This is a genomic window from Desulfofustis glycolicus DSM 9705 (assembly GCF_900130015.1).
Lineage (GTDB): Bacteria > Desulfobacterota > Desulfobulbia > Desulfobulbales > Desulfocapsaceae > Desulfofustis > Desulfofustis glycolicus.
Window position 1 is genome coordinate 1 of the sequence record NZ_FQXS01000044.1, and the last position, 25368, is coordinate 25368.

Annotated in this window: 26 protein-coding genes; 4 read left to right on the plus strand and 22 right to left on the minus strand. The window is 64.3% G+C overall.

Annotation, left to right across the window (positions count from 1 at the left end; all coding sequences use genetic code 11):
* Positions 1–513 (plus strand): IS21-like element helper ATPase IstB (istB, locus tag BUC26_RS20960; protein WP_073379200.1); only part of this gene is annotated, 513 nt, incomplete at its 5' end.
* A 325-nt stretch (positions 514–838) separates the two neighbouring features.
* Here istB and BUC26_RS20965 read toward each other — a convergent pair.
* The 21 genes from BUC26_RS20965 to BUC26_RS21065 all read right to left on the minus strand — a co-directional run bounded on the left by BUC26_RS20965 (position 839) and on the right by BUC26_RS21065 (position 20962).
* Complete coding sequence (locus BUC26_RS20965) at positions 839–1990, minus strand: prepilin-type N-terminal cleavage/methylation domain-containing protein (RefSeq protein WP_208609856.1); 1152 nt, start codon at positions 1988–1990, stop codon at positions 839–841.
* 202 nt (positions 1991–2192) lie between these two features.
* Complete coding sequence (locus BUC26_RS20970; protein WP_161949914.1) at positions 2193–2897, minus strand: FmdE family protein; 705 nt, start codon at positions 2895–2897, stop codon at positions 2193–2195.
* A 138-nt stretch (positions 2898–3035) separates the two neighbouring features.
* The gene (locus tag BUC26_RS20975; RefSeq protein ID WP_073379204.1) at positions 3036–3539 is read right to left on the minus strand and encodes a TlpA family protein disulfide reductase; all 504 of its coding nucleotides are present in this window, start codon (positions 3537–3539) and stop codon (positions 3036–3038) included.
* Entirely contained in the window at positions 3529–4074 is a 546-nt protein-coding gene (locus tag BUC26_RS20980) for a hypothetical protein (protein ID WP_073379206.1), read from the minus strand. Before BUC26_RS20980 ends, BUC26_RS20975 begins: the two co-directional genes overlap by 11 nt.
* Positions 4071–4445 (minus strand): hypothetical protein, encoded by a 375-nt coding sequence (locus BUC26_RS20985; RefSeq protein ID WP_073379207.1) that lies wholly within the window; start codon positions 4443–4445, stop codon positions 4071–4073. The genes BUC26_RS20980 and BUC26_RS20985 overlap by 4 nt, the downstream gene beginning before the upstream one ends.
* 154 nt (positions 4446–4599) lie before the next feature.
* Positions 4600–4980: a type II secretion system protein GspG gene (locus tag BUC26_RS20990; RefSeq protein WP_073379208.1), complete on the minus strand. Its 381-nt coding sequence runs from the start codon at positions 4978–4980 to the stop codon at positions 4600–4602.
* Complete coding sequence (locus BUC26_RS20995) at positions 4977–5510, minus strand: hypothetical protein (protein WP_073379209.1); 534 nt, start codon at positions 5508–5510, stop codon at positions 4977–4979. Before BUC26_RS20995 ends, BUC26_RS20990 begins: the two co-directional genes overlap by 4 nt.
* Positions 5507–6406, minus strand: a complete 900-nt coding sequence (locus BUC26_RS21000; protein ID WP_161949915.1) for a peptidyl-prolyl cis-trans isomerase — start codon at positions 6404–6406, stop codon at positions 5507–5509. The genes BUC26_RS20995 and BUC26_RS21000 overlap by 4 nt, the downstream gene beginning before the upstream one ends.
* Positions 6407–6438: 32 nt before the next feature.
* Positions 6439–7644: a type II secretion system F family protein gene (locus tag BUC26_RS21005; RefSeq protein ID WP_073379212.1), complete on the minus strand. Its 1206-nt coding sequence runs from the start codon at positions 7642–7644 to the stop codon at positions 6439–6441.
* Between the two features lie 56 nt (positions 7645–7700).
* Positions 7701–9353, minus strand: coding sequence for a GspE/PulE family protein (locus BUC26_RS21010; RefSeq protein WP_073379213.1), 1653 nt, complete (start codon positions 9351–9353; stop codon positions 7701–7703).
* Positions 9354–9368: 15 nt separating this feature from the next.
* On the minus strand, positions 9369–10484 hold the full coding sequence (locus BUC26_RS21015; RefSeq protein ID WP_073379215.1) for a type IV pilus twitching motility protein PilT: 1116 nt from the start codon (positions 10482–10484) through the stop codon (positions 9369–9371).
* Positions 10444–12477, minus strand: a complete 2034-nt coding sequence (locus tag BUC26_RS21020) for a type II secretion system protein GspD (protein ID WP_073379216.1) — start codon at positions 12475–12477, stop codon at positions 10444–10446. The genes BUC26_RS21015 and BUC26_RS21020 overlap by 41 nt, the downstream gene beginning before the upstream one ends.
* Positions 12474–13046: a hypothetical protein gene (locus BUC26_RS21025; protein WP_073379217.1), complete on the minus strand. Its 573-nt coding sequence runs from the start codon at positions 13044–13046 to the stop codon at positions 12474–12476. The genes BUC26_RS21020 and BUC26_RS21025 overlap by 4 nt, the downstream gene beginning before the upstream one ends.
* A gap of 13 nt (positions 13047–13059) precedes the next feature.
* Positions 13060–13602, minus strand: a complete 543-nt coding sequence (gene pilO, locus BUC26_RS21030; RefSeq protein ID WP_073379219.1) for a type 4a pilus biogenesis protein PilO — start codon at positions 13600–13602, stop codon at positions 13060–13062.
* Positions 13599–15143, minus strand: coding sequence for a PilN domain-containing protein (locus tag BUC26_RS21035; RefSeq protein ID WP_073379220.1), 1545 nt, complete (start codon positions 15141–15143; stop codon positions 13599–13601). The genes pilO and BUC26_RS21035 overlap by 4 nt, the downstream gene beginning before the upstream one ends.
* A 52-nt stretch (positions 15144–15195) precedes the next feature.
* The gene (locus tag BUC26_RS21040; RefSeq protein ID WP_073379222.1) at positions 15196–17337 is read right to left on the minus strand and encodes a hypothetical protein; all 2142 of its coding nucleotides are present in this window, start codon (positions 17335–17337) and stop codon (positions 15196–15198) included.
* Positions 17338–17451: 114 nt separating this feature from the next.
* Positions 17452–18576 carry a type II secretion system protein gene (locus BUC26_RS21045; protein WP_073379223.1) on the minus strand — a complete coding sequence of 375 codons (1125 nt, stop codon included), beginning with the start codon at positions 18574–18576 and terminating at the stop codon, positions 17452–17454.
* A 135-nt stretch (positions 18577–18711) separates the two neighbouring features.
* A complete protein-coding gene (locus BUC26_RS21050; protein ID WP_208609857.1) occupies positions 18712–18993 on the minus strand; it encodes a hypothetical protein in 282 nt (93 codons plus the stop codon).
* Between the two features lie 91 nt (positions 18994–19084).
* A complete protein-coding gene (locus BUC26_RS21055) occupies positions 19085–19819 on the minus strand; it encodes a Crp/Fnr family transcriptional regulator (RefSeq protein ID WP_161949916.1) in 735 nt (244 codons plus the stop codon).
* A gap of 14 nt (positions 19820–19833) precedes the next feature.
* Positions 19834–20517 carry a lytic transglycosylase domain-containing protein gene (locus BUC26_RS21060; RefSeq protein WP_161949917.1) on the minus strand — a complete coding sequence of 228 codons (684 nt, stop codon included), beginning with the start codon at positions 20515–20517 and terminating at the stop codon, positions 19834–19836.
* A complete protein-coding gene (locus BUC26_RS21065) occupies positions 20492–20962 on the minus strand; it encodes a metal-dependent transcriptional regulator (RefSeq protein WP_073379226.1) in 471 nt (156 codons plus the stop codon). Before BUC26_RS21065 ends, BUC26_RS21060 begins: the two co-directional genes overlap by 26 nt.
* Positions 20963–21365: 403 nt before the next feature.
* Here BUC26_RS21065 and BUC26_RS21070 point away from each other — a divergent pair, with 403 nt between their 5' ends.
* Complete coding sequence (locus tag BUC26_RS21070; RefSeq protein ID WP_073379227.1) at positions 21366–21656, plus strand: FeoA family protein; 291 nt, start codon at positions 21366–21368, stop codon at positions 21654–21656.
* A complete protein-coding gene (gene feoB / locus BUC26_RS21075) occupies positions 21653–24178 on the plus strand; it encodes a ferrous iron transport protein B (protein ID WP_073379229.1) in 2526 nt (841 codons plus the stop codon). Before BUC26_RS21070 ends, feoB begins: the two co-directional genes overlap by 4 nt.
* Positions 24179–24219: 41 nt before the next feature.
* Here the strand turns inward: feoB and BUC26_RS21080 are convergent, their stop codons facing one another.
* Positions 24220–24729, minus strand: a complete 510-nt coding sequence (locus BUC26_RS21080; RefSeq protein WP_073379230.1) for a metal-dependent transcriptional regulator — start codon at positions 24727–24729, stop codon at positions 24220–24222.
* Between the two features lie 390 nt (positions 24730–25119).
* Here BUC26_RS21080 and BUC26_RS22810 point away from each other — a divergent pair.
* Positions 25120–25368, plus strand: a 249-nt coding sequence (locus tag BUC26_RS22810; RefSeq protein ID WP_143166118.1) for a transposase family protein, incomplete at its 3' end; no start/stop codon positions are given.

A 25368-nucleotide genomic window follows, 5' to 3' on the forward strand; every position in this document is an offset into this window, starting at 1 on the left:
ACCTTCCGCTTTGCTGACGCGCAGGTCAACGAAGAGTTGATCCGGGATCTCTATACCGGCAGCTTTCTCGAGGAACCTCGTAACCTGATCTTCATCGGTGGCACGGGAACCGGAAAAACCCACCTGGCGACCGCCCTTGCCATGCAGTGCATCCGCTTGGGCAAGCGAGGCCGTTTCTACAGCGTGGTCAACCTGGTCAACAAACTCGAACAGGAAAAGCTGGCCGGCAGAGCTGGTTCACTGGCCAGTCGCCTGGCCAATATCGACTTCGTCGTGCTTGATGAACTGGGATATCTGCCGTTCTCCCAGGCTGGCGGCAGCTTGTTGTTCCACCTGGCCAGCACATTGTACGAAAGAACCTCGCTGATCGTGACCACCAATCTGAGCTTTGCCGTATGGTCCCAGATCTTCGGCGATGCCAAGATGACCACCGCCTTGCTGGATCGGTTGACCCATCACTGCGATATCATAGAAACAGGAAACGAGTCCTTCCGGCTCAAGAAGAGAACGTGACTTTTTTTATCAAAAGGGGGGTCTTTTTTTTGGACGCTGAAAGGGGTCAATATTGAATGCTGATTGACACCCCAGGCTCGGTTCCATAGGGAAAGCTGTGAAAAACGAAAAATTAATTCGTTCCGGGCTGTTATGGCGACAAGAAATTTGTTTGACTGTAACACAAAAAGCTCTTCCAGCCTTTATCTATTGTCTATGATGTTCATTTCTAAAGGAGCGATGGTGAAAAAGGAAGTGCGGCAAGGCGGGCCCCCGGCCGAAGACAACTGCCACTCCGGCCGGGGTTCGTTTTCCCTTGATGTTTGTGAGGTGCGCCCTTTGTTAGCTATGGCAGACTACCCTTGTTGAAAACCAGGCTCCAGCGCAGATCGCCTTCAGTGGGATTGGTAATGGAATCCCAGGAGGGATGAGGTTCAAACAGATCCACCACCCGCCGGGCGTACCCGGCCACAGCTGGCTGCAATACGCCTCCCCCGTTGACGATCTGGCCGGGCTGGAGCGACGTGCCTGCCGGGTAGCCGACGGCCACGATCTTGCCGTAACTGGCATTGGCCGGGTTGGTGAAGCCGGCATGAAGATTCCGGGCCGGTCCGCCGGTGACGACGTTATTGAAGGCAGCGGCATTCTTCAACCGCTCGGAGGTGGCCTCCAGGCGGGGCAAGAGCAGGTAGTAGCCGTCCCAGGTGAAGTTGTCGGTGGTGGTGGCTATCGGAGTGATACCGGCCTTGTCGGCCATGCCGCTGGTCACCAGCTCTGATTCGGAACCCAGCCCGAAGACAATCCGGCCAAAGCTGTCCGCCCGAGGCGCGGACGGGGGCCGGACCGCGCCAACATAGATGAAGTCCGTAGCAGTCGGGGACGAAGCACCGACCACTGCCATGGCCACGCCGACGCCGGCGGCGGGGACGACCCTCTCCATCTTCGGCCGCTGGTCAGCCTCGTCGACCACCGTCACATTGGCCCAATTGCTGGTCCTGCCGGTATGAGTGACGCTCCCCAGCCGGCCCACGGTATCCCCGGCGGTTACTGCTGGATCATCGAGGATATCGCCGTAATCGTTGAGATTGTAGAGCCAGCCAACGCCCAGTTCGATCAGTTCCCGGGCCTCTGCCGCGTTGAGATAGTGGATGACAAACTTGTGGTTGTTGTTGTGGTTGAAGCGGATGACCTCAGCCCCGTCCTCAGGATTCTCGTTGTCCGCGTAGGGGATCTGGTACCTGCCAGTGTCATCGGCCATCACCAGGTTGACCAGTCCGCCGGGGTAACGATCTTCCATCTTGTAGAATGCAGAAACCAATTGCTCGCCCCTACTCTTGCCGGTGTCACCGATGGTCTGGATCGAGTCCTGGGAAATTCCAGCCAACCGAGGGGCGACCATGGTCACTAGAAACCCCATGACCACCAGAACGACCAGGACCTCCAGCAGCGTGAAACCCCGCTTGCCTGTTGCCAGCGTCATCAATCGTTGTACAGACATCTCTTCCTCCATGTTCCATGTGGTTGTGCAGCAACCTCTCACCCCCAGAGCCTGCCGCCGCGGTTCGATACTACCGCAGCACCGTTATCGCGGCGGGGAGATCACCCCGTTTGTGCCGGATTTCTCCTGCCGGTTCGATCCGCCCGGCCCGCCGTCCCTTCTCCGACGTCTCAGCCGGCAGCGAAGAAACTGGATGCAGCTATCAGTTCTTTGCCCGGGCCTGTTTCCGCTGCTGCCTGATCAGCCGGCGCATCTCACCCTGTTCAAGGCCGCCCCAGGCGACGAAGGCGTAGACCTCGGGCTCGCCGAACAGCTCCGTGAACGGCTTGCGGGGAAATTGGCCGATCACGTCGCCGCGGTCCTTTTTCCGCTTCTCCTCCTCGGCATCGGTAATTGTCCCGGCCCTGTGCTTGTCCCTGAGTTCAAACCAGTCTTCAGGCCACAGACCGTCGTTGAGCCGCACCGTCACCGCCTGCAGCGTGGACTTGCGCAGAAACTGGAAACTAAAGTTCTCCGCGGCCATGGTGATACCGGCCGGCGGCCAGGTGCGGCCCGATTTGTCGGCACCCTTCATCAGCAGATCGATCATGTCCATGGGGCCGCCGGGAGAGCGGGAAAAGATGACCAGGTCATCCAGATCCGGAGTGTCGGCCCCGAACAGCAGCTGCAGACCGTAGCGCACGGCCTGAAACGTCATGGTCGCGCCCGGGCAGGCATTGCCGTGAAAATCGTAGACATCCGTCAGGCTGATGGTCCGTTCCTGTCCGTTCCTGACAACGGTTATCGGCGGTATGTCCTGTGCCAACGCAGAATAATCACCCTCCGCACAACACGGTATGCAGAACAGGACCAGTACCAGGAACAGACCAGGAACACTGACGCTTCTCAATCTCGGCTGAATAGACACCACGTTTCTCCTCCTTTTTCATTGAATAGTGAACCGGTAAATAGTTCTTCCCGGCAGCTTTCGGCCATCAATCGAAGCATGGCGGAAGGCCGTCTTTCATTGCAACGGCCCCTTGCGGCAGAATGGCCGCGGGCCCCCCTAGAGCAGGTCGCGAATCAGGCGTTCCAGACGGTGGAAGGAGACCACCCCGTAGCCGTGATGGCGGACGATGCCGGTCTTGTCGACCAGCACCGTCACCGGGATGCTCATAGCGCCGTAGTCCTGCACGATCCTGCGGTCGGAAAAGGCGACCGGGTAAGCGATGCGCCGTTCGTTGACAAATGTTTCCAGGGTCTTTTGCCCCCGCTCGGCGGACAGCGCGATCACCTGGAGCCGATCGCCGTAAGCCCTGTGAACCTCGTTGAGAGGCTCGATGTTCTTCAGACAGGCCGGGCACCAGGGGGCCCAGAGCTCGAGCAGCACCGGCCGCCCGGACACGTCTCCAAGACGGATCTCGCCGCCGCCCAGCCAGGTCGTCGAAAAATCGGGTGCAGCTCGGCCCACCAGCAGCGACGCCTGCTCGCTCCTGCAACAGTCCAGCAGCAGAGCAAAACAACAGAGCATCGCCAAAAGCACCGGAGTTGCCGACCGGCTACGCTTCATCCCGGTCCTCCCGGCGGCACAGTTCGCCGATCTGCTCCTCCAGCAGCGTAGCCACGGCGGGGCCGACGATCGCTTCCCCCCGCACAGCATCGGCCAGTTTCTGCAGCCGCGCCGCCGCCTGCTCGGTATCCTGCTGCCGGTGCCGCATTTCTACCAGGCAGCGATTGAGCGGTCCGGTCAGGCCGGCGGCGTAATCGTCCCGCCGGAATACCAGCGGCCGGTCGGGAAACCGCCCCTCGGCTGCCGCCGACATGACCACTCCGATCTTGCGCACCATGCCCGCCAGCGCCCGGCTGCGCCGAAAACTGACATAAGCCGAACCGACCATCACGAACAGGACGGCTCCGGCCACCAGCAGGGGCACCAGCCGGTTGTGGCTAACCCCGAGGGGAGCGCGGAACACCAGCAGGTAAAACCACGACATCAGGGCCGCCATCAATACGGCCACTAGCAGGTTGCCGGCCACGCCGACCGCCGCCTGGGCCAGCTGGTATTTGGGGTCCACCCAGGTGGAGCGCCGTATCCGTTTCTTCATAGCAATGCCTCCAGAAATTTCACTGAACTTTTCGGCACTTCGATCCGGTGGACACCCAACAGGGCCTGCCAATAGTGGTGCCGCATCGGTCCGTCGATTTCAAGCGCCGACCAACCGAGATAGGAGCGCTGCCGCTCGGTGAAAAAACGGTAGCCGCTGATGTTCAGGGTGGTCACCGCACCGTCCCGGGTCGATTGCACCAGCAGCGACCTGTCGGTGCGGTCCACCCGCAGGTCGGTGATCGAGCCCAGGGCGGCGGCGCCGCGGTTTCTGGCCAGCCGCCGGTTGATCAGGAAGATGACAAACCGCTTGGCGCCATAGCTGCGCCCCCCCATCTTTTTCATCTTCTTCACTACGGTCAAAGCGTTCATCGTTGTACTCCTAAGAGAGAGTAAAGCGGTTCCGGCCCGGCCGGAACCGTCGTCGGGCCAAACGCGAGAAACGGGGCGAAGCACAGCCAGGGCGGCGGGTCGATCAACAACCCGGGCACCAAGGCCAGGCCGGGGCCGGCAAACCCGCCCACAGTCACGGCCCGTCTACCAACAGGTCGTCGCCGGTCCCGAATTGAAGGTCCGGCCCGGCACTGATCAGCTCATAGCTCTTCAGTTCGGCGCCGGCCCGGTAGGAAAACGGCGTGCCCCAATGATCGAGGGCCAGGTCGCGCCCGGAGCCGCTCTTGAAAGTCGCCGCCAGCCACTGCTCGAACCGCTCCGGCCGGGGGCACCGGCCGGTCCTCAGGAGGTGGTGGTCGAGCATCGTCGACAGGGAACGCAGATCGCCGGCGGTGGCCAGTTGCTGGCCGGTCAGCACCGTCCCGTCGTAGAGCCGCCGAACCCGCTCCGGTGCGTCGGTGAACAGCAGCAGAACGCCGGCCAGCGTCAGTACCGCCGCGGTAAGGTTGCTCACGCCGCTGCCCCGCCGACCCCTTCAGGGGCTCTCTCCGCCCGGCGCCGCCGCCAGACCAGGCCGGCCAGCAGCCCCAGCGCGAGGATCGTGCCGACCGCCGACACGGGCAGGATGAACTGGTCGTAGAGGTAGCTCCACCTGGTCACGTAGGTGTAGACGGCCACCTTATCGCCGCCCTCGGGCACATACCACCAGCGGCCGTCGCCGGACCGGGAAAAGCCCATCTCGTCGGCGAAGTCCTCGTTCTGCTTGTGATCCAGCGTGACAAACCGCACCACGGCGCGGTCCCCCAGGTGCTGGACGCCGGTGAACTCCTTGATGTAGAAACGCTTCTCCCACTGCTTGAAGCGGCCGCGATAGAGTTCGCGGTGCACGTACGATTCCATGAAATAAGCGAAATCGTCGACCCCCGGCGTCTTGCCCTGCAGGTCCACCTTGACCCGGCCGGCCGTCGAGTGGGCCGCGGCCGTGCCCGTTATGACGAGCGACCCGAACAGCAGCAAGAGCATGAAAACCGCCTGCCTGGTCATGACCGTCCCTCCTCCCGAGCGAGCAGCGCCTCAACGCCGTTGTCGCCCGGCTCGGCGGTGATGTAGCGCTCCAGCCGCTTCCGGTCGATCTTCACCCGGTAGTTGTGCCGCAGCTCATCGTAGACCTCCTGCCACTGCTGCTGGTAGCGGCTGTAGAGTACGTCGTTGCGGATATACTCGCGCCGCTCCTCGAAGGCGTTCTGGTACGGCTCGGTCCGGCTCTCCAGCAGCAGCAGGTAGGTCTCGCCGTCGATCAGATGCGGGCCGCTCGCCTCGCCCACCGGCAGCGTCGCGACGATCTCCCGCCAGGAGGGCTGGAAGCGGCGCAGGGTCCGCTTGCCGGTATCGCCGCCGCTACGTCGCTCCTTCTCCTTCAGGGCGTGCCTGCCGGCGGCCGTGGCGAATTCCAGCCGGCCGTCAAGCACCGCCGCCAGCACCTGCTCGGCCTGCTCCGGGTCGACGCTGAAGGCGTGCAGGTGATAGCGGGCCGGCTGCTGGTACTGCTCGAGGTTCTCCTCGTAGAAGGCGCGCATCTCCTCCTCGGTGATCGTGTCGCGGTCTATCTGCTCGATGAGCTGATCCTGCAGCAACTCCATGAACAGCCTGCTCATCGAGTCGTGCAGCTCGTTTCTGATCACCGGGTCGCGGTGCAGGTCGAGTTCCAGCCCGCGGGCGATGATCATCTCCATGTTCAGCGCGTGTTCGAAGGCGAACGCCGGGGTGAGCAGCTCCTGCTTTTCTCGGAAACGGGAGTCGCGTTTCAGGCTTTTCAGGTGCGCGTCCACGTCGGCCACGGTGAGCACGCCCCCCTCGAATGTGGCCAGCACCTGCTCGTCGCTCTCCGTCGAGCAACCGGCGAGCAGGGCGGCGAGCACTAATACGGTCAACCATCTCATGTCCATTCTCTCCTTTCAGTGCAGTGTTTTTTTCACAGCGTGTACATAGCGAGCATGCCCGCCACCAGCGCCCAGGCGACGAAGCCGACGATGCCGGCCAGGGTGATGATCAGCACCGGTTCGATCATCGTGCTCATCCAGTTGATCCGGTCCTCCAGCTGCTGCTCGTAGATGTCAGCTACCAGCAGCACCTGGCTGTCCATCTTGCCAGACTGTTCGCCGATGCGGACCATGGACAGCATCAGGCTGGTGAACAGACCGGAGCCCTTGAGCACGGCGGACAGCGACTCGCCGCCGAGGACCCGCTCCACGGCCCGGTCGATGGCGTTCCGGGCGGCCTGGTTGGCCAGGGTGTTGCGCGTCGATTCCAGCGCCTCCACCAGCGTGATGCCGCTAGCCAGCAGCGAGCCGAGCGTCCGGGTGAAGCGGACGATGACGCTGAGCTTGGCGATGGGCCCGACGATCGGGATATGGATCTTGAAGCGGTCGATGTGGTGGCGCGTCTCCCGCACCGCAAAGAGCACCACCAATCCGCCGATCGCCCCGGCCAGGGAGATCAGGATGGCCGCCGCGTTTTTCGTCAGAAAATCGGCCAGGTCCAGCAGGAACTGGGTATTCCACGGCAGGCTGGCACCCCTGAGCAGCAGAGCAAAGCGCGGGATGACGAAGACCACCAGGAAGGCGACGACGACAATGGCCACCACCAGCACGATGCTCGGGTAGGTGAAGCTGCGGATCAACATCTTCTTCAGCGCCGCCCGCTTCTCCATATAGGCGACCAGAGTGTGCAGCACATCCTCGATGATGCCGCCCAGCTCGCCGGCCCGGATCATCTGCACCGCTGTCTCCGGGAAGATCCGGGGAAAGCGGCCGAGGGCGTCGCTGAGGGCGACACCGCCCTCGATCTGCTGCTTCACCTCGCCGAGGATGTACTTGAAGCGGCGGTTCAGCGTCTGCTCGTGCAGGACCGCCATCGCCTCGGTGATGGTGATGCCGGAGCCGAGCAGGGCGGCGAGCATCCGCAGAAACAGCGTCACCTCACGCAAACGGACGATGCCGATGCGGCGCAGCAGGTCGGCGGCGGTGACGCCGCCGACCTGCTCCACCTCGGCGACGGCCAGCACCGTCAGCCCCTTGGCCATGACCGAGGTGGCCGCGGCCGACTCGTTCTCGGCGACCACCGTCGTACGGCTGATGGCGCCCTGGTTGTCGATGGCCGTACAATTATAGACCGGCATCGGTTTCTCCCCGCGCTCCGGCAATCATCGCTCTGCTCTTCATCCCCGGCTCACGCTCACCCCATGGTGACGCGCACCACCTCTTCCGGGGTGGTGACGCCCTGCCTGATCTGCATGATGCCGTCCTCGCGCAGCGTCCTGAACTCCCCACGCTCCACGGCGTAGCGGCGCACCCGTTCGGCCGCTTCCCGGGAGGCCACCATGGCGGCCACCTGGTCGTCCATGACCAGCAGCTCGAAAATCCCGGTCCGCCCCCGGTAGCCCTTGTGGCCGCAGACCTCGCAGCCCCGGCCCCGCCGGACGGGAAACGGCCGGTCCTCCGGCAGCCGCAGCATGCGCAGCTCGGAGGCGGATATCTGCTGTTCCTCGCCGCACTGGGAACAGACCCGCCGCACCAGCCGCTGGGCCAGCACGCCGCGTAGCGAGCTGGCCACCAGAAACGGCTCCGCGCCCATGTCCACCAGCCGGGTGAACGACGACGGGGCGTCGTTGGTATGCAGCGTCGAGAGCACCAGGTGGCCGGTGATGGCGGCCTGCAGCGACACCTTGACGGTATCGCCGTCGCGGATCTCGCCGACCATGATGATGTCCGGGTCCTGGCGCAAGATGGAGCGCAGTGCCCCGGCAAAAGAGATCTTCGGTCCCGGATTGATCTGGGTCTGGTTGATCCCGTCCATCTTCATCTCCACCGGGTCCTCCAGCGTCGTCAGGTTCACCGCCTCGGAACGGATGGCCCGCAGCACCGCGTACAGGGTGGTCGACTTGCCGCTGCCGGTGGGGCCGGTGACCAACACGATGCCGTAGGGCATCGCCACCAGCTTGCGGAACTGGGCCAGCGTGTCCTGCTGCATGCCGAGTTCGTCAAGGTAGGCGGCCGAATCGTGGGCCGGCAGGATCCGCATCACCGCCTTCTCGCCGTAGACCACCGGCAGCGTCGAGGTGCGGATGTTGACGCCCTCGATGTCCACGTCGAGCCGCTGCGGCTTGAAAAAGAAGGCGCCGTCCTGGGGCATGCGCTTTTCGGCGATGTCCAGCTGGGAGAGGACCTTGACCCGGGAGATCACTTTTTCGGCGAGATGCAGCGGCAGGCTCTCGGAGATTATCATCACCCCGTCGATTCGCATCCGCACCACCAGGTCGCCCCGGGTCGGCTCGATGTGGATGTCCGAGGCCTCCATGTTGATGGCCCGCAGCAGCAGCTTCTCCAGCAGCTCGGTGATCTGGTGCAGATCCTCCTGGTCGGAGGCGAAGGCGCTGAGCCGGATGGAGGTGTCAAACTGGCGGCTGTACTGCTCGCTCTGCAGCTTGCGCAGCCGGCCACGGGAAACCAGCTGGAGCACCACCGGCCGGTTGACCAGCCGGCCCACCGACTGCAAGGCCACCGACGGCACCGGGGCGGCGCAGGCACAGACCAGCTCGCCGCTCCCGCCGACGCCGGCGGGAAAAATGCCGAGCTTGAGGGCCAGCTTCTTGGGGACCTTGCCGGTCACGGCCGGATCGACGGTGAGCGGCTCCGGGTTGAACAGCGGAATGCCCATGAAGGTCGACAGGTGCTGCACCAGCTCCGGCTCTTCCAGGTAGCCACGCCGCACCGCCAGCTGGCCGAGTTCCTCTCGCACCACCCGCTGCTCGTCGAGCAGGGCCGACACCGCATCCCGGGTCAGGATCTTCTTGGTCACCAGGTATTCGCCGAACCGCTGTTTAGCCATAACCGCCTCCTTTTCCTATACCGCCCCGGCCCAGGAGCCGAGTCGCTGACGCAGCAGGTCCGGCCGCCGGGCCGCGCTCAGCGCGGTGTCCGCCGAGACCCGGCCCTCCTGGACGAGTCTGATCAGGGACTGCTCCATGGTCTGCATGCCCTCGCGCAGCCCGGTCTCGATGGAGGAGTAGATCATCTCGTCCTTGCCGTGGCGGATCAGGTTGGCGATGCCGGTGTTGACGAACATGATCTCCACCGCCGGCACCCGGCCGTTGCGGCTGCTGCTCGGCAGCAGCCGCTGGGAGACCACGGCGCGCAGCGAAGCGGAGAGCTGCTGGCGGATCTGGTTCTGCTCCCCGGCCGGAAAGGTGCCGATGATCCGGTTTACCGACGAGGTGGCGTCCCGGGCGTGCAGCGTCGAGAACACCAGGTGGCCGGTCTCGGAGGCGGTGATCGCCGTACGGATGGTCTCCGGGTCGCGCATCTCGCCGACCAGGATGACGTCCGGGTCCTGGCGCAGCGAGTCACTCATGGCCCCGGCGAAACTGGTCACGTCGGTGTGCAGCTCGCGCTGGAAGACGATGCAGCTGCGGTTGGCGTGCACGTACTCGATGGGATCCTCGATGGTGAAGATGGTGCAGCGGGCCGAGCGGTTGATCTCGTCGATGATGGTGGCCAGCGTCGTCGACTTGCCCGAGCCGGTGGCGCCGGTGACCAGGACCAGCCCGTCGCGGAAACGGGGCAGCCGCGCCAGGCTCTCCGGCAACCCAAGCTCGGTGAACGACGGCATGCCGTCGGCCAGCAGCCGGACCGCGGCGGAGAGGCAGCCGCGCTGGTAATAGATGACAACGCGGAACCGGCCGACGCCGGGCCGGTGCAGGCCGAGATCCACGGACAAGCGCTCGCGCAGCAGCTCCTTGTGCCGCTGGGCCATGATCTCGTCGAGTAACAGCTGGATCTCTTTTGGGGTGTAGGGGTCGCACCGGTACGGCTCGATGAGACCCCTGACCCGGAAGGCGGGCGCCATGTTGCCGGTGAGGTGCAGGTCGGTGGCGCCGAGGTCCCGGGTCATCCGCAGCAGCTCCTCCATGCTTCCCGGCTTAGCGGGAAGCGCCGTCGATTCGTTGCTCGTCTGCTTCATCACGTTCTTTCCTGGTGCTGTCGGCGGTCGGGTAATTGAGCAGGTTCTCCTGCTCCCTGGTCAGGCGCGGGTGCGAGCTGCGCCGCTCGAGAAAGCCGGCCCCGACCTGCCAGGCCAGCGCCGGGTGGCTGATGATGTGCGGGGTGATCAGGATCACCGTCTCGGTCTTGACCCGCTTGTCGAGTATCTCCCGGAACGGAAAGCCGAGCACCGGTATATCGCCGAGCAGCGGCACCTTCTTCTCGTACTCCTGCAACTCCTCTCGGATGATGCCGCCGATGGCGATGGGCTGGCCGGAGACGGTGGTGACGATCGAGTTGAGCTTGCTGCGGTCGACCCCGTCCAGTGGAAAACTGACCACCTCTCCGGTAACGCTGTTGACCACGCCGACGGAGGTGATGTTATAGACCGGGTAGCTCATCTCCGCCTCCAGGTCCATGGTGATCGTGCCGTCCTCGTTGATAAACGAGGAGACCTCAATGTCGGTGCCCAGCTCCTCACGCTTGATCTGCACCTCGAAGGTGGTGGTGGTGATGAACCCCTCCTGGTTGAACAGGGTCTCGCTCTCCACGTCGTCGCGCAGCGGCACCTCGTTGCCGACGAAGAACTCGACCCGGGAGTTGTTGGCGCTCATCAGGTACGGGGTGGACAGCACCTCGACCCGGTCCTCGTCCTCGTAGAGCTGCAGCCGCGCCTGGATACTGTCCTTACCGAAGAGCAGGTTGAGCGTGGTGTTGGCCAGCCCGGAGCTGGAGCCGAGCGTCGAACCCACCACATTACTGGCGTAGGCGACGGTGCGGCCGGCGTAGTCCAGGTTGACGAACAGCTCGTTGCCGTCCCGGTCCTCGGTGTAGTAGCCGGAATCCGGCGACAACGGCGGAGGGGAGGTGGTCGGTCCGTAGCTGGAGTCGTAAATCCGGTCGGGATAAGCGTTCTTGTAGGAGCCGGGCAGGTTCACCTGGAAGAAGCTCTCGAAGCCGTCGCCGAGGTTGAGCTGCAGGATCGAGACCTCGAGCAGCACCTGGGAGGTCGGGGTGTCCATCAGCTCTATGATCCGGCCGATGTCGGTGAGCACCGACTCGTCCAGGGAACGGGCGATGATGGCGTTGTTGCGCTTGAAGACGGTGATCACCGCCGGCACCTGCTTGTCGATGGTTTTGCTCAGGACCACTGCGTCCTCGCCGGTGGTCCCCAACTCGCGCAGGTTGAGCAGCCGCCGCACCTCCTCGACGCTGAAGCCCTGCCGCTGCTCGAACTGGTCGGTCCGCCCGCCGGCCGCAGCCTCCCTATCGTCCTCGACGGTGATCTTCTGGCCCGCCTCTTTCTCTTCGTCCACGTGGCCGTAGATCTTCTCCTCACCGATATCGTTGAAGACGATCTGCGAGCCCATCACCGCCTGCAGGATCTTGGCCATATCATTGGCGTTCGAGTAGCGCAGCCAGTAGGCCCGGCTCTTCTCGTTGCGGCGGATGACCATTTCCCGGCCGTACTCCTCGACGGTCATGATGGTGACCAGCCGTTCGTCCTCCCGATACCAGAGATTGTTCAGCCGGCACACCGTTTCCAACGCCTGGCGCAACGGCAGGTCCTGGAGGTAGAGGCTGACCGGCGTGGCCGCGGCCAGCCGGGTGACGGCGATGTTGTAGCCGGTGATCTCGGAGAGCAGCGCCGCCACCTGGATCAACGGCACCTGGTCGAGGGCGAGCTGCTCCACCTCGGAGCGCAGGCCGAGATCGAACGGGTCGCCGTGGCCGATGAACCGCTCCCGCACCTCCTCCGGGCCGGACACCTGGTCGCCAGAGATGACCTTGACGATCGGTTTTTCCTCGGGCAGATCGGTGCCATCGGCTGGCCTTATCACCTGCGTCCGCTCCGAGTCGGGCCGGTAGGCGTGCCCCTCGCGCAGCAGCCGGCCCGCATCCTTCCCCCCGCAGCCGCCAAGCAGCAGTGCGGCGGCCAGCAGCAGGGCCGGAATGAATACCCTTCCCTTCATAGCCACACCTTGTAGAGCTTGTCATCAAGTCCGCGCAGCACCGCCGAACGGTGGTCCAGCGACATGACAGTGAACTGGAATTCCTTCCGGTCGAACAGGACCAGGATGGTATCGTTTCGTTCGTATCTCTTCAGTATCGTTCCCTCATCCCTGCCGCCGGTATCGCCCTCCACTGTGAACAGGCCGACCGAACGGCCACCGGCGCTGACCACGCCGCGCAGCTGAATCTTCTCTTTGACCATCGCATAGTCCCGCGGCACCACCGCCGGTGGCGGCTCGTCGAACGGGTTGCGGTCGGCCTCCCCGGCCGTCTTCACCGTCACCAGCGGGAACGGCTCCAGCACCGGCCCGGCCCCAGGGTCTGTCGCGGCCGGCATCGCGGCAGCCGCCGCTTCGTCCGGGGCAACGGCAGTCTCCACCGCCGCTGCCGGTTCACCTGTTGCCGAGCCGCTGTCCAGGGGGGCGACGGCCCCCGTTTCCGGCCCATCAGGCGCCGGCTCGGCGCGGGACGGTGCCGGGGCGGCCAGGACCGTAAGCAGTAGTGTCAATCCGATCAGTTTCAGGTACATCTCGTGTTCCTCATCACACCAGCAGTTTCATGGTGACGATCACGAAGCCGCCCTCGGCGGGTTCGCGGACGATCTCCAGGTTGCGCACCTGGATCGGCTCCTTGAGTCGTTTCATGCTGCCCATCAGGGCTACCAGATCCTGGTAGCGGCAGCGCATCGTCAGGCCGAACACCTCCCAGGTGAACAGCTCCTCCTCGATCTGTTTTCCCGGTACGATCTGAAGGATCTCGATGCGCTGGTCACCGGCCACCCGGTTGATCAGGTGCAGCACCTCGGTCACTTCGGCCGCCTGGCCGGTCCTCCCGCCCGCCTCACGGAGTCGGGCGGTGGCCTCGGCCAACTCCCCGGCCAGCGTCTCGGCCTGCCGGCGCAGCGGCGCCAGCGGCGGTGGTTCGCTCAGCTGGTTGTAGGTGGCCACCGTCTTGTTCAAGGTCCCGATGGCGCGCTGTAGCGAAGCGGCCTCCGGGTCGTAGACCTTTTTCAGGTAGAAGAAGGAACCGCCCACCAGGATGGCGGCGATCAGCCCGTATTTCTCCAGCTTGGTCAGCTTCTTCATGACTGGTCTTCCCCGGCCCCGTTGGTGGCCATCCGAATAACGAAAAAGACGCGCCCGTCCGCCCCGTGTTTCACCTCCGCCAGTTCGGCCACCCGGCACCAGGGGTGGCGCTGCAGCGCCACGGCAAAGGCGCCGATCTGATCGACGGTTGCTGCCCGGCCGCTGATCAACACATCGTCGCCCTGCTGCCCGACCGACTCAAGTAGCATGCCGGCCGGTGCCGCGAACAGCGCGCCGAGCACCCGCTCCGCGTGCTCCAGCACGCTGTCCGAACCGCCGTCGAGAAAGGCCAGCTGCCGGTTCAGCAGGCCGATTCGGGCCTGCGTCTCATCGATCTTGTTTTTCAGCGCCTGGTATTCGTCGTGGCCCTGCTGGCGGCTCTTGATCTGCGCCTGTAGTTCGGCGTTGCGCGCCTGGTAGCGCTCCTTGCTGGTCTTCATGTAGCCGTAGTGGCCGAGCAGGCCCGCGGCCAGCAGCGCGGTGACCACCAGCGGCGCCAGATAGGCGCTCTGCCGCAGTCGGACATCCAGCGGCACTGCGTCGCTGATGCCGATCTGCCGAAAGCGCCGGCCGGCCAGCTCGCGCACGGCGCCGCCCACGGCCCCGGCGTACATGGCGTTGAGCGCGTCGTGCTCGGCCCGGCCCAGCTTGTCGTGGCGGTGCAGCTCGATGGCCTCGGCCCCGTAAGGGCTGCACCCGTTCAGATAGTCCACCAGGTCCTTGCGGGTGGCACCGATGCCGGTGAGCAGCAGCGGCAGCGGCCCCGGCACCTGGTCGAGGATGAAGCGCAGCGAGCTGTCGGCCTCGCCCGGGTCGTCGCCGGCGAGCAGCTCGAGCAACACATCGCGGCCGAGCGGCACGGTGCTGATCTGTTTCGGCAGCCCGGCGTGGACCAGCGCGAAATGGGCGTAGTCGACACCGATCTCGAACACCGCCCGGGGCGGTTGCTCCTCCTCCAGGAAGAGCGGCATGTAGAAGCTCGTCTCGGACGGGTAGAGCCGCGCCAGCCGCAGACCGCAGCGCCGGCAGATCTGCTTCATGGCCCGGTAGACATTGCGCTCGATGACCGAGATGGAGACATCGATCTCCTCGTCGTCCTCGGTGATCAGCATCAGGTCCTGCTGCTCCGCCGGCAGGCCGCGCACCGCGCCGACCAGGGCCTGGCTGCCGCTGATGCCGGTGTACGGCTCCACCTCCCAGCGCAGGGCGTCGCAGAGCTGGAAGTGGCGCAGTTTCTCGACCTTGCGCCGGTTCATCGAGATCTGCACCGAGCGGGCCAGCGGCGTTACCAGCACGACCGGGCCGCCGGGGTAGTCGAGCCGGTCCATCAGCTCGGCGATATGGGCCTGGTCCGGCAGGTCCTTACGGCCCGGGCCGCGGTCCACCGAGACGAAGGTGCGCACCGCCAGCCGGCGGCCCTGCCGCGCCACCACGGCGCCGCAGAGCAGCCGGCCGGTCAGCTCCAGGGCCAGCATGCGGCGCACCGGTACGACCGCGGCCAGGGTCGCGCGATTCTGTTGTCTGTCTGGGAAAAGATTCATGGCATCCGGCGCCCGCCGCCGCGTCTGTGGTTCATGGGGTGTCGCTCATCGTTCAGGGCAGCGGGGAAAAATGGAGCGCGGCATCAACGCGCACCGTGCGCAGCCCGCCGGCCAGATCCGCCTGCACCCGCAGGTCGAAGGGGAGTATGATGCCCTCCTCGTCCGTATCGGGAATACCGTCGCCGTCGCTGTCGGTCCAGAGCACCAGCTGTCGGGTGCCGGATACCGCCGGGGGATCGGTAGTCTCGTCGTAGACGAAGGCGGACGGCAGATACCAGTCGTCCAGGAAACCGTCGCCGTCCTCGTCGGTGAGATCGGCCGCGCTGGGGCTCAGCGGCGGGTCGGCAAGCGGCGCATCGGCGCCGAAGTCCCACCCGCGATAAAACGCGGTCTTGGTGCCGTTCGGGCCTGTTGTGGCGTTGTAGACCAGCAGGTGCAGGGTGGCGATCGCCCCCCGCGAGTGGTCCGCCGTCACCAGCAGCGTCACGTTGTCAGCATTGCAACCCTCGCCTTGATCGTTCTCGCAATCGGTATCGGCCGGATTGTAAAGCGACACATCCACCGCTTCGGTGGGCGAGGCCGGCTCGAGGTAGTCGTTGGTTTCATCCGGCGCGCCTGCCGGCAAGGTATCGCTGTCGAGGAAGTTGAACCGGCCGTCGCCGCCGCGACTCAGCACCAGCAGCGCCGCGGCGGCCGCGTCGTGGAAGAAGAGCAGCTCCCGGCCCCAGCCGTCGCGCAGCACTTCGTTCCCGCCGTTGCCGAACGGCGCCGGCAGGTTCGGGCCGCGCCAGCCGATACCGCGGCTGGCCGCGGTCGGTGCGGCCAGGTCGTCACCGCTGTCCAGCGCGTTGGGCGTATCGGTCCACAGCCCCCGGGCCGAACCCTTGGTATAGGCACCGTCGGCGGCATCACGGTCGTCCCAGGTGTCGTCGTCCAAGGTGGCCGGATCACCCGGTTCCCAGCGGAACAGCCGGGGCAGCCGGCACAACGCGCCAGTGAAGCCGTCGTTAAAGCCACCCTCGGCGGGCGTCTGGCTGCCCACCAGGGCCCGGCGCAGCCGCTCCAGGGTCGCCTCGGTGACGGCCCGGCGGCACGCCTCGCGCTCTTCGAGCCGGGGCCGCCAGTCGCGCGAGAACACTTTCATAACGATATTGTCCCGGTTGCATGCATCATCTTCGTCGTAGGCCTCGCTCATGATGTCGTCCGGGTCGATGGTCCAGGTGATGCCGGAGATCTCCCCCTTTTTCGGGTAGGTCCCTTTGCGGTCCGGCCCCTCGGAGATCACCCAGAACAGGGTCTCGCCGGGACGGTCGGGATCGGCGGTGATAAAGAAGCGCAGGGCCCGGCCCCAGCCGTCGGCCAGCCGGCCGTCGGTCTGCAGCAGCCGGAACTGCTCCTTCTCGTCGCCATACTCGCCCGGGTCGCCATCGTCCGGGTCGTAGTCGCCGTCCTCCCAGTCCTCGCCGATGCCGATGATCGTGGCCGGGCCAAGGGCGGCATAGTCGGCGTCGGTCTTGGCGTAGTGTTCGGCGTCGGCCGGCCACCGGTCCCGCGGCGGGGCCAGGTAGGGGCCGCGCCAGAGCTGCGGATTCAGGCAGGCCTCTCGTTCCGGCGGTCCAGGTTCCGTGCAGTCTTCGGAAGGATCGTCGGTCCACAGGCCGCGCGGCTGGCCCTCGTTCTCCGTCTCCAGGCCGCCGATATGGTCCTGGTTATATGCCTCGTCATGGGTGAGGCGGCGGAACGGGGAATTCGAAGACGGCGGCAGGTCTTCCGCGTAACGCCAGCTCCAGCCGTTGGGCCCGAAGGAGCCGGCGGGCCGGTAGACAAAGACGTTGAGGTTGTTCGGGTCGGCCGGGTCGAAGCGTTCGGTGCCGGCCGCCGTCTCCCGGTACTGTGGGGGCGTCTCCCACAGGTCCGGCCAAGCGCCGAGATCGCCCACGTAGCCGAAGACCACCGGGCAGCCGTGCTCGTCGAGCCGCTCCGGGTCGATCGGGTCGCCGAGCAGGGCCGTGCGGATCTGCTCCATGGTCTCGCGGGTCCGGCGGGCCCGCTCGGTATCGTCGAGCCGGCCGACAAAGGGCACGGCCATGGCGGCGAGCAGGCCGAGCAGGCCGATGACAAGCACCGTCTCGAGCAGCGTGAACCCCCCGCTTCGCCCCCCTCTCTCTTTGTGTCGTTCTTTCGTCGCCGCCATGGCCGTGTCCTGTGTCCAATCAAAAAGCCGGCGGGGCGACAGCCGCCCCGCCGGCAGTGGTGTCCTGTTCAGGAGAAAGGAGTGGTCGCCTCTCAAACACCACGAAGGTTAAGATTAGTTGATGTTGCCGTCACCGTTGATATCGATACCCCAGAATTCCTCGTCGTCGGCCGGGAACATATGGCCTTCCGGGCACTGGGTGGCGTACTGCCATCGCTCTTGGGCGGAGGCGATATCGAAGGTGCGTACTTTCAGGTCATTGTCGTTGTCGCCTATCACGTAACCGTCACCCGGGTATTCATCATAAGCCACAGCCGCCAGGGCAGCCAGGTCGGTAGCGGCGGCAAAACCAAGGGTGGACGCGTCGGTCCCGTCTATCACGCCGTCATCGTTGGTGTCAAAGCGGGCCGCGGTGGCTTCCAGGCGCGGCAGCACCAGGTTGTAGTCGTTATAGGTAACGTTATCGCTGTTCTGGATACCGCCCGGGCAATGGGCCGCGTTGGCGACCAGGCCGGAAGTGACCAAAGTGTTCTCGGGACCGAAGCCGAGGACGATGCGACCGAACCAATCGGGCTCGCCCCAATCCTGCTCATCGTCATGCGTATCCCAAGCTGTGTCATCATACCCCATGCCCACCATAGCCACGGCAAAACCTGCGCCATCGGTCGGAACGGTGACTTCATCCATGGTCGGGGCCTTGGTGACGGTTGCGGCCAGAGCGACGTTATTATTGATCAGATCGGTGTAATCTTCTTTGAAGTCATCACCGGCGTCATTGTACGCATCATAGGCGTTGAGATTCAACAGCTTGACGATACCCATGTTACGCAGTTCAGCCGCCTCATCTTCATCAAGATAATGGATGCGGAAATGGTTGCGGCTCATGAACTCGGAGGCCAGCGTCTCCGGGCCGTTTTCCGGATCGTCGTCGGATACCGACGGGATCTGGAAAGTGGCGTCCGTGCCGACTACCCCATCAACCTGCTCAACCAGGTTGGTCATCTTCGACGGGAAGCGGTTGGTCTGCTCAAACCATGCCGACATCATCGTGACCATCCGGCTCTGGTTGGAGTCGCACACGGTATCCACCGCGGAGCCGGAGATGCCGGCCAGCCGCGGGGCGACCATGGCGATGAGAAAACCCATGATGACCAGCACCACGAGGATCTCGAGCAGGGTGAAACCTTCGTCGCTCTTGAATTTCTTCTGTAGTTTCTCTTTCAGTGTCTCTTTTTTCATTGGTTGCCTCCTCAGGCGATACAGGCGCCCTTTCCCCCACGGATCACGGTTCCTGCGTACATTCTTGTGGTTTCCGTTGTCGACCCCTCGGGCGCCCCGCCCGACCGGGATGTCGCTCGCCGTGCCGGCGGCGCTTCAGCGGCGCTGCCGCCGGCAGGCAAAATCGAGCACGTAGCGATACTCTTTGCCGCAGCGCAGGACCACTTCCTTCTGGCCCTTGCGCAGGATCTTCATGTCCACCTCGATGCGGCCGTAGCCGTCATGGCCGAGCACCTCGTCGAAGAGCTGCTCGAGCTTGCCCACCACCTGGTCGCGGGTGGCGTTGCCGGTGTCGTCGTGTGCCATGGTGGTTGCCGTCGGTCCGGCCATGCCGGGAAGTTGAAGATAATTAGTGACAACGCAACTTGTTAGCGTCATCTAATTTAGGGGCCACTCTACCCCCTTCCATCGGCCCCTGTCGTGACCTGCGTCACGGGATGTGAAAAAAAGGCGAAAAAAGTGCGGGCGCTCAGGGGAGCGGGGCGTCGTCGGTGGCGATGGCCAGCAGCCCGGCCTCGTCGAGGACGGTGACGAGGCCGCGGGCGTTGCGCACCAGCTTCTGCCGCTCAAGTTCCATGAGCAGCCGGGAGAAGGTCTCGCGGGCCAGGCCGAGTTCCTCGGCCATGACGCTCAGCGGCCGCAGGTCCACCGTGCTGCCGTCGCCGACGCACCCGGGCAGCCGGCCCAGTCGGCTGAGCAGGTAACCGGCCACCCGGGCGCGGGCCTGGCGTTTGCGGCACAGGCAGCCGTCCCGGCAGGAGTGCTCGAGCTGGCGCGCCGCCGCCAGCGCCAGGTTGACAGCGAAGCGGGAGTGGCCGTGGGCCAGTTCCAGGAACAGCGGCAGCGGCAGGTCGAAGGTGGTGCTGCGGCACAGGGCCCGGCAGGATGACGCGTGGCTGCGCTCGCGGTGGCAGAGCAGGCAGAAGGGGACGATGTCGCCGGGGGTGACGATGCGGCGCAGGTGCTCGTTGCCGCCGCCGTCCCCGTAATAGTCGCGCAGCCGGCCGTGCAGCACGATGTGCACCGTGTCGGCGGGGCCACCGGCGAGAAACAGGTGCTCGTAGCGCCGCCAGTCGCGCCGCCGCCCCTCGCGCTGGACTCGGGCCGCAGCCTCGTCGCCGACGCCGTCGAACAGCGCTGCGAGCGGGTCGGCCGGGACCGCTTCGACCGGGGTGCCGGCATCGCGGCCCGGTGGCGGCTGCATCTGTCTCATCGGCATCATGGCCCGGCCGGAGACCGGCCCGCTGCCGCCGGACCGCGGGTTGCCAGGAAATAGTGGAAATACCGGTTCACCGCGACGATCAGCCCGCGCGTCTCGGCCAGCTCCGCCGGCCGGTTGAACTTCAGGGAGGGGTAGTGCTCGCCGGCGTTCCAGGCGGTGACCACCAGGTCGAGCCGGCCGGCGAAGCGGCGGTTGTAGCGGGCGATCAGGTAGCAGGCCAGGCCGATGTTGACCGCCGGGTCGTAGAGGTCTTCCGGCTGCAGGTCGCGCAGCCGGGCCGCGTCCAGATGCCGGAGGCGGAGCCCGGAGCGGAGTAGATCGCGGGCGGTGGCCCGGGCTGTCGGGTAGGTCAGCTGGCAGAGCCCGTAGGCGCCCCGGTGCGACAGGGCGCGCGAGTCGCCGGCCGACTCGGCGACGATCAGGGCGCGGATGAAATCAGGGTGCACCAGATAGCCCTCGGCGATATAGGGGACGGTGGTGAAGTAGCGGATCAGCTCGGCGTAGCCGGCCACCCGCTCTACCGCCACCCAGTCCATCGCCACCCAGTCCACCGCCCGATGGTGGGCGGGCAGCCCGGCCTGCAAGGAGCCCGGCAGGAGCGGCAGCACCGCCAGCAGCAATGCGGCAAACCGCCGGCCCTTCTTCGGCCGCCGCTCAGGGGCGGCCGTCGGCGCCGTCATCGTCGTTTCGCCCGTGCTCTTCAAGGTATCGGCGAAAGCCGCCGGACGCCTCATCGACCCCGCACTGCTCCAGGAAGGCGGCGTAATCGAGCATCCGCTCGATGATCGCCGGCGAGACCACGTGCTCCATCAGGCAGGCCCCGGCATCGGCAACCGCCGCGTCAAGGAGCAGCACCTCGCGGAGAAAGCGACGCAGCAGCCGGTGTCGGTGCAACACCTCGTCGGCGTAGCGCTGCCCCGCCTCGGTCAGCGACACCGCCTCGTACGGCAGGTAGTTGACCAGCCCCCGGCTGCGCAGGTTCTGCAGCGCCTCGGTCACCGACGGACCGGAGACCCGTAGCCGCTCGACGATGTCGCGCGGCCGCACGGCGCCGTGCTCGCGGCTGCTCAGTAGGATGGCCTTGAGGTAGTCCTCGAGACTGGCACTCAGTCGTTGTTCGCTCATACTCGTCATCTCTCTTCGGTCATGGTCGCCGGAGGCGCTCTGATACGGGGCCGTCGGACCCCGTGTCCCCCTGGACACCGCTTTCCGGGGTCTCCTTCATCTCCTGGGGCCCGAGTCCGGATCATCGCATCGCTTGAGCATTCCGTGCCCTCACAGGTGTCATCAGGCTCCAGTTGGAACGGAACCAATCGTCAGAGAAAGCCTCCCACGTTCTGTTTAGGAATGACTAAATTTTGCCGAATGTACCGTCGCCGCACTTTTCAATCAACAGGTTTTTTAGTATTGCCTTATTTATTTTCAATTTTTTCTCTTTTTTAGGAGCAATTAATTTTTCAGTTGACCGAAACGGAAAAACGCGCTAAACAGAACCGTTTTTAGTCGTTCCTAAAAAAAGGAGGCCACCATGGCACGTCAACGATTCCGCGGGGGACAAAAGCCCTGCATGCTGAAAGATGTACGGAGCGGCTGCCGGGCCCGGGTCCGGTGCCACCACGGGACCAGATCGATTCGCCAACGGCTGCTCGATCTCGGTTTTTTGCCTCAGGCCGAGATCGACGTGATCCGCCGGGCGCCGTTGGGCGACCCGATTCAGTGCCGGATCGGCAGTTGCTGCGTCGTTCTGCGGGGCAGCGAGGCGGCGCAGATCGAAGTTGATGAAGCGGAAACACCACGAGATGCGGAGCATCAGCCATGAACACAACACCCGCCACCGCCGCCATGTCGCTGCTGGTAGGCCTCGCCGGTCAACAGAACGCCGGCAAGTCGACGATCTTCAACATGCTGACCGGGGCCAACCAGCACATCGCCAATTATCCCGGCGTCACCGTCGACAAGAAATACGGCTCTTACCGGTATGGAGGCACCCGGGTGGAGGTGGTTGACCTGCCCGGCACCTACAGCCTCAGCTCCTTTTCTCTCGAGGAACGGGTGACCCGCACCTTTCTGCTCGGCGACAAGCCGAACGTACTGGCCAACGTGGTCGATGCCTCGTCGCTGCAGCGCAGCCTCTGCTTTACCCTGCAGCTGCTCGAACTGGAAATCCCGCTGGTGCTGGTACTAAACATGATGGACGTGGCCGGCCGAAGCGGCCTGAAAATCGATACCAACCGCCTCCAGCATCGCCTCGGCGTGGACGTGATACCAACGGTCGGACGGCGGCGCGACGGCAAACAGGATCTGCGCGAGGCCATCCGGGCGGCGGCGGTGCGCCGGGAAGGAAAAACCCTGCAACCGGGCTACGAACTGCTCGAGCCGGCCCTGGAAGAGATGCGGCAGGCCATCGATCAGACCAACCTTGCCACCCATTACCCGGCCCGCTGGCTGGCGGTCAAGCTCATCGAGGGCGACGAGGAGGTACTCGGCCAGGTGACCTGGCACCTGGGCGGCGGCAACGCCGAACTGCAGCAGGCGGAACGGCTGCGCGACTCGTTTTTCGAGCAGCACGGCTTGAGCACCGCCGACTACATGGCCGGCTGCCGGTCGCGGCTGGCTGCGGATATCGTCGACTTCTGCGTCACCGAGACGAAAAAAGACCGGGCGTCGCTGTCGGAACTGGTCGACCAGGTGGTGCTCAACCGTTTTGCCGCCCCGGTTATCCTCGTTGCCACCGTGTTCGTCATCTACCACCTGAGCATCGTCAAGGGCTATGACCTGACCCAATACTGGTGGCCGATACTGGCTTCGTTGCGGGCCCTGGCCAGCGACCTGCTGCCGGCCGCCGGCATGCTCGACGACCCGTATATCCGCGCCATGGGGTTATGGATGGTGGACTCGGCCAACGCCCTGCTCAACTACATCCCGATCTTTTTGATCCTCTTCTCGCTGATCGCCATCCTCGAGGATTCCGGCTACATGGCGCGCATCGCCTTTATCCTCGACAAGCTGTTCCATGCCTTCGGGCTGCACGGGCAATCGACGCTGCCCTATATCCTTGGCGGCGTGTTCGCCGGCGGCTGCGCCGTTCCCGGAGTCATGTCCACCAAGAGCATCCCCGACGAGCAGTCGCGCATGGCGACCATCCTCACCGTGCCCTATATGAACTGCCTGGCCAAAATCCCGTTCTACACCCTGCTGGTCAACGTGTTCTTCGCCCCGTACAAATCCTGGGCTATGCTCTTCCTGTCGACCATCACCATCTTTTTCGCCCTGCTCGTCGCCCGCCTGCTCACGTCCACCGTGCTGAAATCCATGGAAACGGTGCCGTTCGTCATGGAACTGCCGAAATATCATCTGCCGACCCTGTTCGGTGTCGGCCAGCGGGCTATCGAACGAACCTGGCAGTATATCAAAAAGGTGGGCACCATCGTCGTCGCCGTTTCCGTCTGTGTCTTCACCCTGCTGCAGTTTCCCGGGCTCAGCGAGGAACGACACGGCGCTTTCCACGATAAAATGGACCAGGCCACCGCCACCTTCCGCGCCAAGATCGCCGACACTCCGCACGGCGAGCGATTCGCCGACGATAAAGCCCTGCTCGAACTGGCCAACCTCTACACCGACTATCGCACCGCCAAGCTCAACGCCGGCAGCGGCGCCGCCGGCGTCGACGACAAATTTCAGGCGGCCGCCCCGGAGCTGTTCGCCTTCCTTAAACCCGCCGACCAGGACGCCAAAACCGTATCCACTGCCCTGCGCCAACTCGACTCGCAGCGCAAGACACTGCGTCGTCAGATCAAGGAAGAACAGATTGTCGGCAGCTTCCTCGGCATGATCGGCAAGGGATTGGAACCGCTGACCCAGTGGGCCGGGTTCAACTGGAAGGTCAACGTGGCCATCCTCTCGTCCTTTGCGGCGCGGGAATCGAGCGTGGCCACCATCGGTGTTTTGTACCAGGAAGGTGCCGAGGAGAATAAAAGCCTCGAGGAGCGGATGAGCGCCGAGACCAAAGACGGCGGTTTCACCCCGCTGCACGCCCTGGCGATCATGGTCTTCTTCGCCCTCTACCCGCCCTGCCTGGCGACGACGATCATGATCAAGGTGCAGACCGGCTCCTACAAGTGGATGCTGTTTTCCATCGTCTTTCCGACGCTGCTCGGCTTTGTCGTCGCCTCGGGTATCTATACCGGCGGCAGTGCGCTCGGCCTGTCGGGCATCCAGATGATGGCCTGGTTCTACGGGCTGGTGGTGGCGCTGGCGCTGGCCACCGGGCTGTACAAGACCTGGAGCGACAAGGCTCCACCGATAGTCCGGGTGCCCGATTTCAGGACGGAGAAGGGATAGGCGCGGGAGTGGGGCAACAGCACCGGCCCCGCGGGATGTTGTCAGTTGTGCTTTTTCGCCGGCTTGCCGGCGGCCGCGCCGGAGGCCCGGCAGCGATCGCAGCTGCTATGGCCGCTGTCGCGGCAATAATAGCCGGAACGGGGGTCCCAGGTGATGCCGCCCTTCGGGCACTGCTCGACATATTCCGCATATTTCACAAACCGTTCGACGATGTCCTTGGGAACCGAATGTTCCATGCGGCAGGCCACCTCGTCCGCCTCACCGGAATCGACACCGAGCACTTCGACCATGAACCGCTTCAACGCCTCGTGGCGATGAACGATGTCCTCGGCGACGACCCGTCCCTCATCGGTCAACGTGATCAGGTCGTAGGGCGAATAGTTTATCAGGCCGAGCGCTCCGAGACTGCGCAGCGCCCCAGTTACCGAGGACGCCCGGACGTTGAGGAAGGTCGCAATGTCCTTGGCCCGAGCGGCCATCTTCACGGCCGAGATCTGATAGATGGCCTCGAGATAATCTTCCTGACTGGCAGTGAGGTTGGTCTCCGACATTGTGTCCCCCGAATGATTTTTCACGTCTCTTATAATGTACGCCTCCCCTGAAAAAGATCAACCGGAATTATCACCATACAGGCTGAAGGTTCCCCACCGTTCCGTAACCCGCACCCCGACGCAGCTCCTCGAAACGGACCGTCCGCCCGGGTCGCTGCGTCGTAAGCGCTGTCGAACTTATTTTGTATTACGATTTGTCATTAACCGATTATACATTTGTTCTGGACTTCTAAATGGGCTTGAGTAGGGCCTCAAAGCGGTAACGACATGCCCACTGAGCGTGCCGATAATTTGATTTTTTTCACTCAAGAGGTAATCATGGCTCCTCGTCATTTCGTGTGGATTTGATATCATAAGATCAAATCCACACGAAATAGCGAGGAGAAACGTATGAATGGCAACGATATCATAGCATTAGGACTTGGATTAGAGAGACCCTGGGAAATCACCGGCCAATCTCTGAACACCGAGTGCACGCCCCACGAACTGCGGATCACCCTGTCCGCTCCACGGGGAAGCAGTTTCCCTTGTCCTGAGTGCGGAGAGCTGTGTAAGGCCCATGACTTCAAGGAAATGACCTGGCGGCATCTCAACTTCTTCCAGCACCATTGCTATATCACTGCCGACGTGCCACGAATC

Coding starts and splice junctions, on each gene's coding strand:
- BUC26_RS20965 (WP_208609856.1), bottom strand. CDS start 1,990: ATGTCTGTACAACGATTGATGACGCTGGCAACAGGCAAGCGGGGTTTC.
- BUC26_RS20975 (WP_073379204.1), bottom strand. CDS start 3,539: ATGAAGCGTAGCCGGTCGGCAACTCCGGTGCTTTTGGCGATGCTCTGT.
- BUC26_RS20980 (WP_073379206.1), bottom strand. CDS start 4,074: ATGAAGAAACGGATACGGCGCTCCACCTGGGTGGACCCCAAATACCAG.
- BUC26_RS20985 (WP_073379207.1), bottom strand. CDS start 4,445: ATGAACGCTTTGACCGTAGTGAAGAAGATGAAAAAGATGGGGGGGCGC.
- BUC26_RS20995 (WP_073379209.1), bottom strand. CDS start 5,510: ATGACCAGGCAGGCGGTTTTCATGCTCTTGCTGCTGTTCGGGTCGCTC.
- BUC26_RS21000 (WP_161949915.1), bottom strand. CDS start 6,406: ATGAGATGGTTGACCGTATTAGTGCTCGCCGCCCTGCTCGCCGGTTGC.
- BUC26_RS21005 (WP_073379212.1), bottom strand. CDS start 7,644: ATGCCGGTCTATAATTGTACGGCCATCGACAACCAGGGCGCCATCAGC.
- BUC26_RS21010 (WP_073379213.1), bottom strand. CDS start 9,353: ATGGCTAAACAGCGGTTCGGCGAATACCTGGTGACCAAGAAGATCCTG.
- BUC26_RS21015 (WP_073379215.1), bottom strand. CDS start 10,484: ATGAAGCAGACGAGCAACGAATCGACGGCGCTTCCCGCTAAGCCGGGA.
- BUC26_RS21020 (WP_073379216.1), bottom strand. CDS start 12,477: ATGAAGGGAAGGGTATTCATTCCGGCCCTGCTGCTGGCCGCCGCACTG.
- BUC26_RS21025 (WP_073379217.1), bottom strand. CDS start 13,046: ATGTACCTGAAACTGATCGGATTGACACTACTGCTTACGGTCCTGGCC.
- pilO (WP_073379219.1), bottom strand. CDS start 13,602: ATGAAGAAGCTGACCAAGCTGGAGAAATACGGGCTGATCGCCGCCATC.
- BUC26_RS21035 (WP_073379220.1), bottom strand. CDS start 15,143: ATGAATCTTTTCCCAGACAGACAACAGAATCGCGCGACCCTGGCCGCG.
- BUC26_RS21040 (WP_073379222.1), bottom strand. CDS start 17,337: ATGGCGGCGACGAAAGAACGACACAAAGAGAGAGGGGGGCGAAGCGGG.
- BUC26_RS21045 (WP_073379223.1), bottom strand. CDS start 18,576: ATGAAAAAAGAGACACTGAAAGAGAAACTACAGAAGAAATTCAAGAGC.
- BUC26_RS21050 (WP_208609857.1), bottom strand. CDS start 18,993: ATGACGCTAACAAGTTGCGTTGTCACTAATTATCTTCAACTTCCCGGC.
- BUC26_RS21055 (WP_161949916.1), bottom strand. CDS start 19,819: ATGCAGCCGCCACCGGGCCGCGATGCCGGCACCCCGGTCGAAGCGGTC.
- BUC26_RS21060 (WP_161949917.1), bottom strand. CDS start 20,517: ATGACGGCGCCGACGGCCGCCCCTGAGCGGCGGCCGAAGAAGGGCCGG.
- BUC26_RS21065 (WP_073379226.1), bottom strand. CDS start 20,962: ATGAGCGAACAACGACTGAGTGCCAGTCTCGAGGACTACCTCAAGGCC.
- BUC26_RS21070 (WP_073379227.1), top strand. CDS start 21,366: ATGGCACGTCAACGATTCCGCGGGGGACAAAAGCCCTGCATGCTGAAA.
- feoB (WP_073379229.1), top strand. CDS start 21,653: ATGAACACAACACCCGCCACCGCCGCCATGTCGCTGCTGGTAGGCCTC.
- BUC26_RS21080 (WP_073379230.1), bottom strand. CDS start 24,729: ATGTCGGAGACCAACCTCACTGCCAGTCAGGAAGATTATCTCGAGGCC.